We start from the raw sequence: 14,197 nt of genomic DNA, 5'->3' as shown, positions 1-14,197 counted from the left end.
CATCAGGCACGTCGAGGTCTTCCAGATGGGCAGTGTGAGAACTTCCATCATCGGGAGGCCTCGACCCCTACCCCCTCAACGACGCGCCGAACCCACTACACCCTGCTTTGTGAAGAGCCCTGAAACCACCAGCCAGGAAGGCGGCGCGGCCCACACGGGCCGCGCCGCCTTCTTTGTGCTCCTGGGGTCGCGGTTCCAGCGTCGAGGCCGCTCAGGGCGCTCGGCCGACGATGGCCAGGATGAACGCGAAGAGCCCGGCGGCCGACACCGAGGCGGCGATGAAGGCCATCAGCGCACCGTCGGCCAGGTGCCCCCGCTGGCTCGTCAGCGTCCGGTGGTGGTGGCGGTACCGCCTGGTGGACTTCAGTCCCATGACCGTGGCCAGCACCAGCCCCGCCAGTGTCGGAACCAGCGCCCAAGCCCCGATGACCGGCGCGATGAGGCGCGCATACACCAGAGATCCGACGGCGACCGCAAGCGCGGTGCGCCGCCAGGAGAGCGCGACCCGTTCGGGCTGCAGTCCAGGATCGAACGGTCGCTCGTGGGCGTCGTCCCGGCGCCGGCTCATCGGGCACCCAGCGGGCTGGGCAGCAGCAGGCGGGCCATGTCAGCGCAGCACCAGGCCGAGCAGCACCAGCAGGCCGGCCACCGCGACCGCGATCACCACCGGGAGCGCCAGCATCGGGCTGGGCAGGGGGGTGTTGTTGCGCAGCGCTCGCTCGTTGCGGGCCCACCCGAACCAGGCCTGGAGCGGCGAAAGAATGCCCGTCAGCATCAGGATCACCGAGGCGCCGAGCTGGAAACCTGGTTGCAGCCCGAGGCTCAACGCCTCCAGGGCCACCCCGCCCGCCATCAGCGCGAGCGCGGTGCGGATCCACGCGAGGAACGTGCGCTCGTTGGCAAGGGTGAAGCGCGCGTCCGGCTCCTCGCCCTGCGAATAGACCGACTGCGGGAACCGCTGCCTTGCCACTGGTGCTCCTCCTCCGCGACGGCGCTGGCCCGGCCGTCGCTGTTATCCGGGAACCACTTTGCCACCAAAGGGCCGCGAACGCCCAAGCGCGGGGCCGTGCGCGCAACGCGGGCGTGCGGTTCGCGGCGGAACCAGAGCCGCACCGCAGGTTCGTCAGAGGTCGTGGGCAGGGGTGATGGCGCCGCCGACCAGGCGGACCCTCACCGTCGGGGCCCCCGGGCGCTCGTCAGCCCGCACGACGGCGCGCTGGCCGCTGGGCAGTTCCACACCAATCTCGACGTGCCCGAGGTCGAAGCCCTCGTCGAGCACCTGCAGTTCCACGCCGTCGGGATCCAGTTGCAGGCTGCGGGGTCCCACTCCCAGGACGTGGCCCTCGGGGAGGTCCCCGCCCCACCCGAGGGCGCGGGCTTCGTCGGCGGTGACGAACGCCTTGTTGCCAAGGAATCGGGCGACGGTGCGCGACGCGGGGCGCCGCCACAGGACATCGGGTTCCGCGCGCTGGAGGAGCCGGCCTTGGGCAATCACCCCGACGGTGTCGCCCACCATGGAGGCCTCCTCCTGGTCGTGCGTCACGTAGATGGCGGTGATGCCCACCTCCCGGATGATGCGGGACACCTCGCCAGCCAGGTGCCGGCGCAGCCCCGTGTCGAGCGCAGACAGCGGTTCGTCGAGCAACAGCGCCCGGGGGGCGGGGGCCAGGGACCTCGCGAGGGCGACGCGCTGCGCCTCGCCGCCGGAGAGCTCGGTCACCTTGCGCTTCTCGTACCCAGGCAGGCCGACGAGGTCCAGCATCTCCCGTACCCGGTCACCCTTGGCCTTGCGGCCCCACTTCTCGAGCCCGTAGGCGATGTTGCGCCCTACGTCGAGGTTCGGGAAGAGCTGCCCGTCCTGGAACACGAAGCCGAAGTTGCGCCGGTGCACCTTGACCCCGGTGAGGTCCGCTCCGTCCCAGTGGACGCTCCCGCCGTCGAGCTTCGCCAGGCCGATGATGGCCCGCAACAGCGTTGACTTCCCGGACCCGGACGGCCCCAGCAGCGCCAGGACGTGACCGGGTTCGAGATGCAGGTCCACGCCGTCGACGGCGGTCACGTCGCCGAAGCGGACCACGACGCCGCGCGCCTCGAGTCCAGCTACCACGTCGCGACTCCCTTCGGTCGACGGCCCTCCGCTGCGGCCATCACGACTCCGGTCAATACTGCCAGCAGCGTCGCTGCAGCCAGGGCCATGCCGTAGTTGTCGGCTCCGGGCTGCCCGAACAGCCGGTAGATCACCACGGGCAGTGTGGGGTTGTCGGGTCGGGACAGGAACGACGTCGCCCCGAACTCTCCCAGCGACGTCGCGAAGGCGAAGCCGGCCGCCAGGCCCAGCCCGCGGGCCAGCTGGGGGAACTCGATGGTGACCAGAACCCTCCAGTGGCTGGCTCCAAGGGTCCGGGCGGCCTCCAGCTGGCGGCTGTCGATGGCGTGCAGGGCGGGCAGCAACGAGCGCACCACCAACGGCAGTGCGACGAGCGCCTGCGCGACGGGGATCAGCACCAAGCTGGAGCGCAGGTCCAGAGGGGGCCGGTTCAGGGTGATGAGGTAGCCGAATCCGACGGTGACCGCCGACACGCCAAGCGGCAGCAGGAACAGGCCCTCCACCGCCCACAGCGTCCTGCGGCCCCGCGCCGACGCCGGGCGGCGCGAGGCCACCAGGCTGACGAGCACACCGAGCACCAGGGCCAGCGCCGCGGCGACGGCAGCGATCCAGAGTGAGTTCCAGACCGCGAGCGACACGGGGACCGAAAGGGCGGGGTTCTCGCCTCCGAACAGCGCCTGGTAGTTGCGCAGCGTCCAGTCACCCCGGCTGCGCAACGAACGCAACGCGAGGTTCAGCAGCGGCAGCATGACCAGTCCCAGCGCGACGACGGCTGTGACTGCGATCGTCGCCCAGTCCCGTCGCCAGGTGGCGGGGCCGACGCCGAGGTCGTCGGTGTGAAGCCGGTGGGCCTGTCGGGTGCGGCGCTGCAACGCGTTGGTCACCAGCAACAGCGCCGTGACAACCGCGAGCTGGGTGATCGAGAGCGCGGCGGCGGCGGGCAGGTCCAGGAGCTGGGTGGTCTGGAACCAGATCTCGGTCTCGATCGTGGAGTACCGGACCCCACCCAGCACCATCACGATCCCGAACGACGAGGCGCAGAACAGGAAGGTCAGGGACGCCCCGGCGGCGATCGCCGGCCCCAGAGCGGGCAGCACGATGGTGAACAGCGCTCTTGCCGGTGACGCGCCGAGCGTCAGCGCTGCCTCGCCAAGCCTCGGGTCGAGGCGACGCCACATGGTGCCGACGGTCCGGACGATCACGGAGAAGTTGAAGAAGACCATGGCCAGCAGGATCGCGATCCAGTGGTCGTCTAGCCCGAGGAAGCCGAGCATGCCGCCGTCGTCGAACAGCGAGCCGAAAGCGACGCCCACCACCACCGTCGGGAGCACGAACGGCACCACCACGACGGCGCGCAGGAGGGCCCGGCCGCGGAACCGTCGTCGGTAGAGAAGGTGGGCGCCAGGGATCCCCAGCACGAGGCAGGCGGCTGTGGCCAGTGCCGCCATGCCGAGGGTGAACCCGAGGATGCGCCACGTCCGCGCCGCGGAGAACACCCGGGCGAAACCGTCGAGCGTCCACTCACCCTCGGAGTGGAAGCCGCGCACCACCAGCGTTCCGGCGGGCCAGAAGAAGAACACGACGAGGAAGGCGACCGGGACGAGTCCGGCCACCAGCCACGCCAGTCGCCACCCGGCGTCGGCGTCCTGGAGGCGCCGCAGCAGGCCCGCGGCGGGTTTCGCCATGGTCAGCCGATGACCCGTTCGGTCCACTCCCTGATCCAGCTGTCCCGATTGGCAGCGATCTCCTCGGCGGGGACCTCGATCGGTTCGTCCGCCAGCGGGGCGAAGGCTACCCACTCCGCCGGCAACTCGACGGAGTCATCGACCGGGTACATGTACATGTTCTCCGGGATGCTCGCCTGCACCTCCTCGGTCAGGAGGAAGTCGATGAACTCCCGGGCACCCTTCTCGTTCCGGGCTCCGGCGATCACCCCGGCGTACTCGACCTGCCGGAAGCACGTCTCGAGCAGCGCCTGGGTCGTGGACTCGGAACCGTCCTCACTCAGGGTGAACGCGGGGGAGGTCGAGTAGGACAGCACCAGCGGGCGCGGACCCTCCCCGTCGGCGCCGGAGAACTCGGTGTAGTAGGCATCGCTCCAGCCCGGCACCACCTTCACACCGTTGTCGACCAGCGCGTCCCAGTACTCGAGGTAACCGTCGGAGCCCTTGGCCCCGACAGTGGCGGCGAGGAACGCGAGACCCGGCGTGGAGGAGGCCGGGTGGGACACCACCAGCAGATCCTTGTACTCGGGCCTGGCGAGGTCGTCCAGGGTGGCAGGCACCGCCAGCCCGGACTCCTCGAACCATGCGGTGTCGGCGTTGACGCAGACGTCACCGAGGTCGATCGGGGTGAGCGAATCGGATCCGAGTCCCGCGGCGGATTCCGGCAGCCTCGCCTCGTAGGGGGCCAGTACTCCCTCCTCGACGGCCCGGCTCGAGAAGGTGTTGTCGATGCCGAAGACGACGTCGCCCAGTGGCGAGTCCTTGGTGAGGATGAGCTGGTTCACCAGTTCGCCACCGTCGCCCGGTGCCACGTAAGTGACCTCGTAGCCGGACTCGGAGGCGAATTTCTCCTTCAGTTCCTCCGGGAGGACGAAGGACTCATGGGTGACGACGGTCAACTCCTCGCTGCTGGTGATCTCCTCCGGGGTGGTCGACGCGTCCTGCGACGGTGCGGTGGGCTCCGAACAGGCGGCCAGCGTTGCTGCCAGCAGCAGAGCCGGAACCGATGCGGTGAACTTCTTCGCGAAAGACATGAGTCTCCTCCTGGTCCTCCGGGCCCGGCTGATGAGCCGGGGAGATGCTTGTGCTCACTCCCTACGCCGGTGCTAACCGGATCAGGTTTGAGGGTCTGCGGATCTGCCGCACTCTCAGCGCTCTGGGGCGCTCCCCTGTGTGCTGTTCAGCCTACACCGCCTCGGCGGGGGACTCCGACGCCGTTTCCGGGCGCAGGCTGCGCTCCGGCCGGAGGAAGGGACCAAGGGACTTGACGGCTGCCAGGGTGGGCAGCACCGCCGAGGCCAACCCGACCAGTACGCCCGTGCCGACCAGGCCCCACAGGGTGTCCCAGGGGATCTCCAGAAGGGGGTAACCACGGTCCACGAATCCACGCTGCAGGCCCCACCCGGCAACCGTGCCGGCTGCCGTCCCGAGCAGGCCCCCGACGGTTCCCATCGTGATCGCCTCCAGGGCCACCATGCTTGCGACCTGCCACCGGTCCATGCCAACCAGCCGCAGGGACCTGAACTCCGGACTGCGTTCGTGCACGGCGATCAGGAGAGTTCCCGTGATCCACACGACGGCGATCCAGGCCAGCAGGGTCAGAGCCGACTCCACCGTGTCCGCGATTATGGCGAGGGACTCGCCCCGGGCGTCGGCAAGTTCGTCCATGTTCTGGACGCGCAGCAGGGGGTTGGTCCCCACCAGGTCCGTCATCTCCCGCTTCACCTCCGCCACGGGCGAACCGCTTGCCAGGCTGACCGCCACGAACGCATCACGGTCGGCGACGCCCCGGCCGTTGAAGGTGGCCCGGATCGCGGTCAGCTCCGCGAGGTCCACCCCGCGTCCGGTCCGGAAGATGCCGACGACCCGCACCTCCACCCGCTGCTGGTTGATCACCAGGTTGAAGGAGTCGCCTCGTTCGAGGTCACTGCTCGCCGCGTGCTCGGCCTCGAGCATGACCTCGTCAGCGGCCGCTGGCGGACGACCCTCGATGACCTCGTGGTCGACGACGGCCTCGAGAACCCCGGGGTCGGCCACCATCACCCGACGCGGCTCGCCGCCCTGGAGCGCGGTCTGGATCCCGTAGGCGTTGACCGCCTCCACGCCCGGCAGGGCACTGACCAGGGAGGCGAACTCACGGTGGAAGCCGCCGTCGGCGATGGAGGTGATGAACAGGTCACCGTGAACGCTCTGCGGGAGGTCGTGGTGTGCGGAGGCTCGCCCCGAGGCTCCCAGGATCGCGAACGTAGCCACGAGCCCGGTCCCGAGCACGAGGGCTGCGGCCGCCTTGGCGAACCGGGCTGGGTGCCGGTCCACGTTGCGGGCCGACAGGGTACTGACGTCGCGCAGTGCCGGCCGGCCGAGGAGCCCGATCAACCGCACGAGGGGAGCGCCGAGGACCGGCGTCGCGATCGGGACGCCGACCAGCACCACCGTCGCACCTAGAACCGCCCATACCCATGGCACGGGCATGTTGGGGACCACGGTGCCGACTGCCAGCAGGCCCACGCCGACGACCACGAGACCCACGCTGGTCCAGGCGGCGTCGCTGAAGTGGAGTCTGGGGCGGGGGAGGGTCGGGCGTGGCTCAAGGGACTGGGTGAAGGAGACAGCGGTCGCGTGCCGGTGCGCGGCCAGCACCGCGATGGCGACACCGATGCCGATGCACAGCCAGGCCTCGGGTGGCGAGAGCTCGGGGATCACGGCCCCGAGCGCCAGCCCGTGGGTCCGGCCGACGTTGTTGAGCTGCTCCGCGAGACCTTGTCCCAGGGGCAGTCCGACGGCTGAGCCGACCAACCCGAGCAGCAGCGACTCGGTGATGATCGGGAGTGACACCCGCCACGGCGACGCGCCCAACCGGCGCAGGAAGGCGGACTCTCCCCGCCGTCGCGCCACGAGGCTCGAAGTGGTGGAACTGATCAGTGCTGCGGCGACCACCAGCAGCAGTCCGCCCGCGACCCACAATCCGATCTGCGCGACGGTCAGCCTGGGGTGCAACTGGAACTGGGTGGCGGAGGCCACCGCGTCGCCGTCGACGATCTGGTACTCCGAGGGGATCAGCGGCCGGATCTGCTCGATCAGGGCAGCCACGTCGGCGTCGTCGCCGGCGTCGACCCAGACGCTGTTGAAACCGGCCTGGCCGCCCAGGAAGTGCGCCCTGGCTGCTGCCTCGCTGAACAACGCGTAGGAGGCGCCAGCCGGCCGGTCCCTGTCCAAGCGGACGATGCCGACGACCGTGGACCGGATGGGCGCGTTCGGGCCGGTGCGGGCGAACGTGATGACGTCCCCGAGTGTGTAGCCGCTCACCTCGAGCGTGGGCCGGTCCATCGCCACCTCGTCATCACCGGTGGGCACCCGTCCCTCCGTGACCGCGATCGCGGGGAGGTCTCCGTGGGGCTCGGCGGAGAGGTAGCTTCCGGTGATGGTCGGCGCGAGTTGCGGCTGCAGCAGGACGCCGTCGGTGGTGATGGGGAACAGCACGCCGCCACGGATCTGGCCGTGCGCATCCTGCACGCCCGGCAGGTCGGCTATCGCCGCAATGGTGTCCGGTGCCAGCGGCGGGGGGCTGGTGACCGCATCTGCGGCGGCCAGCGATCCCGCCGGGACGATCGTGATGTCAGCTGCCGTGGCAGCGACCACGCCCTCGGTGGTGGTCCGCACCAACGCGTTCAGGGACACGGCCGCGCTGACGCCGGCGACCCCGAGGACGATGGCGACCAGGCAGAGCAGCAGTTGCCAGATGCGGTTGCGGAGACTGTGGAGGCTGGATTTCCACATGTCAGACCTGGTTCGAGACGCTGGCCCGGGCATCCAGTTCAGCGATCTTGCTGAGGACCTTCACCGTCGTGGGCTCCGCCAGGTCGGCGACGATGTGGCCATCGGTCAGCACGAGGCAACGGTCAGCCCCGGCCGCCACCACCGGGTCGTGGGTGAACAGGACCACGGCCTGCCCCAGTTCGTTCCGACACCATTCCAGCAGTGCCCGTACCTCAAGGCCCTCAAAGGTGCGCAGCCGACCAGTTGGTTCGTCGGCGAGGATGATCGACGGCTTCGGCAGGAGAGCCCGGGCGATCGCCAGCAGTTGCTGCTGGGCTGCTGTGAGGTCCACGGGCGGGAGTCCCAGCAGGTCCTTGAGCCCCGCTGCGGCCACGACGCCGTCGTACCACTCCTTCTCCGGCTTCCTGCCCGACAGCGACATCGGCAGCAGGAGGTTCTCGCGCGTGGAGAGCGTGGGCACCAGGTCGCCGCTCTCGAGCACCAACCCGATGTCGCTGCGCCGCAACCGGGTGAGTTCGCGGTCGCTCAGGGTGCCGAGGTTGTGCCCGGCCACGGTCACCTCGCCGCTGGTCGCCTGGTCCAGACCGGCCAGGACATTGAACAACGACGTCTTGCCCGCCCCGGAGGGACCGAGGACGGAGGTGATCATCCCGGAGGCGAACGATGCCGTGAGGTGGTCCAGCGCGAGGGTGTCTATGCCGTCGCTGCGGTGCACCTTGCGCACGTCCAGCACATGAGCGGCGATTCCGGGACTGGTGGGTTGCATCGACATCATCCTGCGTTCATGGTCGGGTCGGTTCAGGTGGGCTGTTCTGGGCGTGAGTAGGCGGCCTCTGTGATCCGCAGCAAGGCGTCGCGGATCAGCCGCGCCCGGGCACTTCCCACACCCTCGAGCTTCAGCAGGTCGCTGACCGATGCCCCGAACATCTCCTGCAGGGCATAGCGCTCCACCAGCTTGTTGATGAGGATGTCGGGGAGCCTGCCGACCGAGCTGAGCAACCGGATCCCGCGGGGGTTCACGGGCGTCTCCAGATAGACGTTGGGACCGAATCCCAGCCTTTCGGCCACCAGCGAGGTGCTCAGCAGTTCATCGGCGGAGAAGTTCTCCAGGCGTTCCAGCGTGAACGCCGAAGGGTCCTCGAGGTTGTGCGCGTAGTCCGCGGCGATCAACTGGGCGAGGTTCTCGAAAGAGACCATCAGCTCGCTGTGCTGCAGCGCCGTGAGTCTGCCCTCGACGCCCAGAGTGTCGATGTGGAACTGCATCTCCTGGGAAAGGCGGCGGGTCATCTCGTAGCGGTGGGCCACCTGCACCAGGTCCCGGATGGTGACCTGCTCGCCCACCTCGAGCGAGTTCAGCTGCTCCAGGACGGCCTCCAGCCGGCTCGTCACCCGGGCAAGGGTTGCGAGGGTCTGGTTGGCGCGGCTGATCATCTGGTCCGTGGTCTCGATCACGTGCCTGTGGGTGTTCATGAACAGGGAGATGGTGGACATCGACGCCGAGACGGTCACCACGGGCAGCCCCGTGGCCTGGGCCGTGCGGTCCGCCGAGCGGTGCCTGGTGCCGGTCTCCGCCGTCGGCAGGTCACCGGCGGGGACGAGGTGCACACCCGCGGCTACGATGCGCGTCAGGTCCCCGGTGAGGATGATGGCGCCGTCGAGCTTCGCGAGTTCACGAAGCGCCTGCGGCGTGAACTCGACGTTCAACTGGAAGCCGCCGCTGCTGACCTGCTGGACCTTGGAGTTGTTCCCGAGCACCACGATCGCCCCGGTGCGCCCGTGCAGGATCCGGTCCAGCCCCGCGCGCAGAGGGGTACCCGGCGCCAGGAGACGCTGGTATTGCCGCAATCTGGCCCGGGGCAACATCACTCCTCGTGGTCGGTCCGACGCTGGTGCCTCCGCAAGTCTAGGACCCCCAGCGCCTCCGCGAGGCTGCCGACCTCAACCACGCGCAGTCCCGCCAGCTTTGGCACCTTGACCGTGACGTCGCGGGACCCCGTCGGCACCAGCGCCAACTCGAATCCCAGCCGGGCCGCCTCGGCCAGGCGTCGCTCCACCCCGGGCACCCGACGCAGGTCCCCTGCGAGCCCGACCTCACCGAGCGCGAGCAGCCGTTTCGGGAACTGGGTGTCCAGCGCCGCGGAGGCGACGGCGATGGCGACAGCGAGGTCGACGGACGGCTCGGTGATCCGGGCGCCCCCCACTGTCGAGACGTAGACGTCGCGCTGCGACAGCGGGAGTCCGGCCTTTCGCTCCAGCACCGCCAGCACCATCGCCATCCGCGAGGAGTCCAGGCCGTGCGTGGCGCGCTTGGGGGAACCCTGGTTGGGTGAGGGAGCCACGAGGGCCTGTACTTCCGCGAGCAGCGGACGCCTGCCCTCCATCGTCACCGTCACGCACGTGCCGGGCACGGGCTCGCTGTGGACGGTCGTGAACAGGCCGGACGGGTCCGGTACCTCCACGATGCCGCGTTCGTTCATCTCGAAGCACCCCACCTCGTCGGCCGGTCCGAACCGGTTCTTGGTGGCGCGAACCATCCGGAAGCCCGAGTGCCGGTCACCCTCGAAGGTGAGCACGACGTCAACGAGGTGCTCCAGCGTGCGCGGCCCGGCGATGGAGCCGTCCTTGGTGACGTGGCCGACGATGAGCACAGACATGTCCTCGCGCTTGGCCACCCGTGCCAGGGCACCGGTCACCTCCTTGACCTGGGTGGTGCCTCCGGGTGCGCCGTCGGCCTCCGCGGTTGCGATGGTCTGCACCGAATCCACCACCAGCAGGCTGGGGCGTACCGCCTCGACGTGGCCGAGCACGGTACCCAGATCCGTCTCGGAAGCCAGGTAGAGCTCGTCGTGGAGCGCGCCGGTGCGCGTCGCCCGCAGCTTCACCTGCGAGGCCGACTCCTCGCCGGAGATGTAGAGGGTGCGCTCACCCGAGGCCGCCCACTTGGCGGCCACGTCGAGCAGCAGGGTGGACTTGCCCACCCCCGGCTCCCCGGCCAGCAGCACGACGGCGCCCGGCACCAAGCCGTCCCCGAGCACCCTGTCCAGTTCCGCGATGGTGGTCAGGCGACGCTTGGCGTTGTCCGTCGAGACCTGGGAGATGGGCAACGCGGGGGCGGAGGGTGCCGACGAGGACACCTGCCTGAGCTTGGGCGCACCCCGTTCCGCGACGCTGCCCCAGGTCTGGCACTCCCCGCAGCGTCCGACCCAGCGCACGGTGCTCCAGCCGCACTCGGTGCACTGGTATGAATCCTGTTGTTTCGCCACGCTGCGACTCTACGTGCCCGCCCTGACAAGACGCCGGGCTGACTCAGATGCTGACGCGACCCCTGGTGGGTGAGTTGAACGTGACGCGGTTGATCCCGGGATGGCCATTGGGTGCCACCAGGTTGAGCCGGACGCCGTCCAGTTCGTCCCCGACAGGGACGTTCAGCCAGTCCGACAGCCGATCCGCGGAGCCCGAGATCTCGATCTCCTCGAGCTTCACCTCCGCGGGCAGCGCGCTGGGCCGCAGGCTCTCGTCGGAGACCCACTCCAGGAAGTAGGGCAGCTGGGGATCGGCCATCAGGCCCTTGATCCCGATCTGCTTCCACTCGAGCTTGCGGCCGTCCGGGAAGTGCCGCGAACCGGGGACCGAGGAGCGCTCGAGGCGCGCCTCATAGGGGGACAGGTCATCCACGCTGACGACCCAGCCGAGCCAGCCGCCGCCCATCTCGGAGCGGGCGCGCACGGCCTGTCCGAAGGGCGCCTTCTCGGCTGCGGGGTGGTCCAGGACCTCCACGACCTCGATGTAGCGGGCATCCGCGAGGGGGATGATGTGGTTGCGGGTTCCGAACCTGGGATGGAAGCCACCGTCCTTGTAATTGGCACCCAGCTCAGCGGCGAGCCGCTCGGCATCAGCTTTGAGTCCGTCGGGCCCGATTGCAAAGATCAAATGGTCGACATGCATGCGCACATTCTGCCCCCAGCCTGCCCGCATCTCCCAATCCGCGGGTGTCGTGACCCCGGGTACCCGCGAGCGGTGCGCGTGTACTGTTGCAGGGTGTCCACGTCGAAAGTGCTCCTGTCGACCACATCCGTGTATCCGGAGTCGACGGCGAGTGCCTTCGAACTCGCTGCCGCACTCGGTTACGACGGCGTGGAACTCATGGTGGGAATCGACCCGCTCGCCGCCGACGTCGAGGCGGTGGCCAAGCTCTCGGACTACCACGGGGTACGGATCTACTCCGTGCACGCGCCGGTCCTGCTGGTGACGCAGAACGTGTGGGGCACCGACCCTTGGGAGAAGCTGGAGCGCTCCGGCGAGGCCGCCGCGCGCCTCGGCGGGGACACCGTCGTGGTGCACCCGCCCTTCCGCTGGCAGCGTGAGTACGGCAACGGCTTCGTCGACGGGATCCGTCGCCTCAACGACAAGCACGAGGGCGTGACGTTCGCCGTCGAGAACATGTTCCCCTGGCGCACCCCCGGCGGCAGTTTCCAGGCCTACCTCCCGCACTGGGACCCGACGGGGCTGGACTACGACCACCTCACTCTCGACCTGAGCCACGCCTCGACCGCCCGGATGCAGTCCATGCACCTGGTGCACTCGTGGGGGGAGCGGCTCCGCCACGTGCACCTGACCGACGGCCGGGGCTCCTTCAAGGACGAGCACCTCATGCCGGGGGAGGGGGACCAGGACGCCTGGGACGTGCTCGCCGAACTCGGAACCGCAGGTTTCGACGGCCACACCGTGCTCGAGGTATCGACGCGCCGCGCCCGCAGCCGCCACGAGCGCGAAGAGCTGCTGGGCCAGAGTCTCGAGACCTGCCGGAAGGTGCTGGCGAAGGGAGCACGGACGGATGCGTAGGACGCAGAGTGCGGTCAAGAGCCTGATCCGCTCACCCCGCCTCAGCAGGCTGGCCCAGGAGTCGGCCGTGCGGGACCTCGCGCTGCCCTACTTCGCGGGCGAACACCTGGAGGACGCCGTCGCCGCGGCCGCCGACCTGCGCCGGAAGGGACTGTGGGTCAGCTTCGCGCACCTGGCCTCCGAGGAGGCCGAACTGGACACGGCCGTCGAGCTCGGGCGGCTGCTGGAGGCACTCGGCGACGGCGCCCAGGACGCCGAGCTTTCGGTGCGCCCGTCGGACCTGGGGCTCAGGGAGTCGACGCAACTGGCGCGCGAGACCCTCACCGACCTCTGCGTGGAAGCCGCCGACGCCGGAACCAGCGTCACGCTCGAGATGCAGGGGCACGCCGAGTACGCCGAGACCCTGGCCCTCTACCGCACCGTCGCGGCGCACCACCCGAACCTCGGGCTGACCCTGCCGGTGGACATCAGGCGCGCCGAGCGCGACGCCAGGGACCTTGCCCGCGACGCGGCCCGGGTCCGCATCTGCGTCGGCTCATACCCTGCGCCCGCCCAGGTGGCCTACCGTTCCGAGCACGAGAAATCCCTGGCCCTGGTGCGGTGCCTGCGGATCCTGCTCGAGTCGGGGGCCTACACCATGCTGGCCACCCACGACCCCAGGGTGATCAACATCGCCCAGGAGCTCGCCCACCGCAACAACCGCACGCCGCAGGACTTCGAGTTCCAGATGTTGATGGGGGTGCGTCCGCTGGAGCAGCGCCGCCTCGTCGACATCGGACTGAAGTGCCGCACCTACATCCCGTTCGGCCCCGCCTGGTACGAGTACCTCGCCGTCCGGATCGCAGCCCGCCCGCGGACACTGTGGAGCTACGCACGCGCGGTGCTGGACAAGAGATGACCGCGCCAGTCCTCGAACCGACGGGAACCCCGCCGGGCCTGAGCAGACGGATCCGCATCGAGATCCTGGTGGTGCTGGGGATCTCGCTGGGACAGTCGGCCGTGTACTCGGTGCTGTCGATCATCAACAAGCTGACCCGTGAGGTGCCGCTGAACCGGCAGACCACCACCATCAACACCTCCACCACCCCGGACCGCCCCTGGCTGGACCTCGCCTACCAGGTGGCGGGCACGGTCTTCCCCCTGATGCCGGCGCTGCTGGTGCTCTACCTCCTTTGGTCGGTCAACCGACCCGACGGCGGCCCCTTCCGCGCCATGGGCTTCGACCTCCGACGCCCCGGCCGCGACCTCGCCGTCGGTTTCGCCACCTTCGCCGGCATCGGCGTGGCGGGCCTCGCGTTCTACCTGATCGCGCGGGAGATCGGGATCAACACCAGCGTCTCCCCGGCCAACCTCGCTGCCGCCTGGTGGACGGTCCCGATGCTGGTCCTGCGCGCCATCATGAACGGTGTGCTGGAGGAGGTCGTGATGATCGGCTACCTCTTCGTGCGGTGGCAACAGGCCCGGGGCGGGATCCTCACCATCCTGGTGGTCTCGGCCCTTCTCCGTGGCGGCTACCACCTCTACCAGGGCTTCGGCGGCTTCATCGGCAACGCCGTGATGGGCGTGCTGTTCGGCCTGATCTATCTCAGGACCAAGCGGGTCATGCCTCTGGTGATCTGCCACACGCTGCTCGACATCGCGGCCTTCGTCGGCTACGCGCTGTTGGCCCCCTACCTCACCTGGCTGTAGTCCTCCCTCCGGCCGGACGGCGATTCGCCCGCCGCGCCACACGTCGTAGACTCACCCC

General features: G+C 69.5%; 13 protein-coding genes and 1 riboswitch. Of the genes, 3 read left to right on the top strand and 10 right to left on the bottom strand.

Annotated features, from left to right (window positions below):
- Nucleotides 1-211: 211 nt before the first annotated feature.
- The 10 genes from LKO27_RS14770 to LKO27_RS14725 form a co-directional block, all read right to left on the bottom strand.
- Entirely contained in the window at nucleotides 212-568 is a 357-nt protein-coding gene (locus LKO27_RS14770) for a DUF202 domain-containing protein (RefSeq protein WP_227738282.1), read from the bottom strand.
- A gap of 39 nt (nucleotides 569-607) precedes the next feature.
- Nucleotides 608-970 carry a DUF202 domain-containing protein gene (locus LKO27_RS14765; protein WP_227738281.1) on the bottom strand — a complete coding sequence of 121 codons (363 nt, stop codon included), beginning with the start codon at nucleotides 968-970 and terminating at the stop codon, nucleotides 608-610.
- 153 nt (nucleotides 971-1,123) lie between these two features.
- Nucleotides 1,124-2,107, bottom strand: a complete 984-nt coding sequence (locus LKO27_RS14760; RefSeq protein ID WP_227738280.1) for an ABC transporter ATP-binding protein — start codon at nucleotides 2,105-2,107, stop codon at nucleotides 1,124-1,126.
- The gene (locus LKO27_RS14755; RefSeq protein WP_227738279.1) at nucleotides 2,101-3,792 is read right to left on the bottom strand and encodes an iron ABC transporter permease; all 1,692 of its coding nucleotides are present in this window, start codon (nucleotides 3,790-3,792) and stop codon (nucleotides 2,101-2,103) included. Before LKO27_RS14755 ends, LKO27_RS14760 begins: the two co-directional genes overlap by 7 nt.
- Nucleotides 3,793-3,794: 2 nt before the next feature.
- Entirely contained in the window at nucleotides 3,795-4,865 is a 1,071-nt protein-coding gene (locus LKO27_RS14750; protein ID WP_227738278.1) for a thiamine ABC transporter substrate binding subunit, read from the bottom strand.
- A gap of 41 nt (nucleotides 4,866-4,906) precedes the next feature.
- Nucleotides 4,907-5,012: riboswitch (TPP riboswitch) on the bottom strand.
- Nucleotides 5,013-5,016: 4 nt separating this feature from the next.
- Nucleotides 5,017-7,608 carry an FtsX-like permease family protein gene (locus tag LKO27_RS14745; RefSeq protein WP_227738277.1) on the bottom strand — a complete coding sequence of 864 codons (2,592 nt, stop codon included), beginning with the start codon at nucleotides 7,606-7,608 and terminating at the stop codon, nucleotides 5,017-5,019.
- 1 nt (nucleotide 7,609) lies between these two features.
- Nucleotides 7,610-8,374, bottom strand: a complete 765-nt coding sequence (locus LKO27_RS14740) for an ABC transporter ATP-binding protein (protein WP_227738276.1) — start codon at nucleotides 8,372-8,374, stop codon at nucleotides 7,610-7,612.
- Nucleotides 8,375-8,406: 32 nt separating this feature from the next.
- Nucleotides 8,407-9,471, bottom strand: coding sequence for a DNA integrity scanning diadenylate cyclase DisA (gene disA / locus LKO27_RS14735; protein ID WP_227738275.1), 1,065 nt, complete (start codon nucleotides 9,469-9,471; stop codon nucleotides 8,407-8,409).
- Nucleotides 9,471-10,871 carry a DNA repair protein RadA gene (gene radA / locus LKO27_RS14730; protein ID WP_227738274.1) on the bottom strand — a complete coding sequence of 467 codons (1,401 nt, stop codon included), beginning with the start codon at nucleotides 10,869-10,871 and terminating at the stop codon, nucleotides 9,471-9,473. Before radA ends, disA begins: the two co-directional genes overlap by 1 nt.
- 43 nt (nucleotides 10,872-10,914) lie before the next feature.
- Nucleotides 10,915-11,553, bottom strand: a complete 639-nt coding sequence (locus LKO27_RS14725; protein WP_227738273.1) for a VOC family protein — start codon at nucleotides 11,551-11,553, stop codon at nucleotides 10,915-10,917.
- Between the two features lie 93 nt (nucleotides 11,554-11,646).
- Between LKO27_RS14725 and LKO27_RS14720 the strand changes: the two genes are divergently transcribed.
- Genes LKO27_RS14720 through LKO27_RS14710 form a run of 3 tightly spaced genes read left to right on the top strand, consistent with a single transcriptional unit; the run spans nucleotide 11,647 to nucleotide 14,139 of the window.
- Nucleotides 11,647-12,450 (top strand): sugar phosphate isomerase/epimerase, encoded by an 804-nt coding sequence (locus LKO27_RS14720; protein ID WP_227738272.1) that lies wholly within the window; start codon nucleotides 11,647-11,649, stop codon nucleotides 12,448-12,450.
- On the top strand, nucleotides 12,443-13,348 hold the full coding sequence (locus tag LKO27_RS14715) for a proline dehydrogenase family protein (protein WP_227738271.1): 906 nt from the start codon (nucleotides 12,443-12,445) through the stop codon (nucleotides 13,346-13,348). The genes LKO27_RS14720 and LKO27_RS14715 overlap by 8 nt, the downstream gene beginning before the upstream one ends.
- Nucleotides 13,345-14,139 (top strand): CPBP family intramembrane glutamic endopeptidase, encoded by a 795-nt coding sequence (locus tag LKO27_RS14710; RefSeq protein ID WP_227738270.1) that lies wholly within the window; start codon nucleotides 13,345-13,347, stop codon nucleotides 14,137-14,139. Before LKO27_RS14715 ends, LKO27_RS14710 begins: the two co-directional genes overlap by 4 nt.
- Nucleotides 14,140-14,197: the final 58 nt, after the last annotated feature.

The sequence above is a fragment of the Tessaracoccus sp. OS52 genome (assembly GCF_020687685.1).
In the GTDB taxonomy this organism is placed as follows: Bacteria; Actinomycetota; Actinomycetes; order Propionibacteriales; family Propionibacteriaceae; genus Arachnia.
This window is presented reverse-complemented; position numbering and strand designations above follow the sequence as displayed.

What these genes read in the sequence shown, in the direction of transcription:
- LKO27_RS14770 (WP_227738282.1), bottom strand. Translation starts at nt 568, where the DNA reads ATGAGCCGGCGCCGGGACGACGCCCACGAGCGACCGTTCGATCCTGGA.
- LKO27_RS14755 (WP_227738279.1), bottom strand. Translation starts at nt 3,792, where the DNA reads ATGGCGAAACCCGCCGCGGGCCTGCTGCGGCGCCTCCAGGACGCCGAC.
- LKO27_RS14750 (WP_227738278.1), bottom strand. Translation starts at nt 4,865, where the DNA reads ATGTCTTTCGCGAAGAAGTTCACCGCATCGGTTCCGGCTCTGCTGCTG.
- LKO27_RS14745 (WP_227738277.1), bottom strand. Translation starts at nt 7,608, where the DNA reads ATGTGGAAATCCAGCCTCCACAGTCTCCGCAACCGCATCTGGCAACTG.
- LKO27_RS14740 (WP_227738276.1), bottom strand. Translation starts at nt 8,374, where the DNA reads ATGCAACCCACCAGTCCCGGAATCGCCGCTCATGTGCTGGACGTGCGC.
- disA (WP_227738275.1), bottom strand. Translation starts at nt 9,471, where the DNA reads ATGTTGCCCCGGGCCAGATTGCGGCAATACCAGCGTCTCCTGGCGCCG.
- LKO27_RS14725 (WP_227738273.1), bottom strand. Translation starts at nt 11,553, where the DNA reads ATGCATGTCGACCATTTGATCTTTGCAATCGGGCCCGACGGACTCAAA.
- LKO27_RS14715 (WP_227738271.1), top strand. Translation starts at nt 12,443, where the DNA reads ATGCGTAGGACGCAGAGTGCGGTCAAGAGCCTGATCCGCTCACCCCGC.
- LKO27_RS14710 (WP_227738270.1), top strand. Translation starts at nt 13,345, where the DNA reads ATGACCGCGCCAGTCCTCGAACCGACGGGAACCCCGCCGGGCCTGAGC.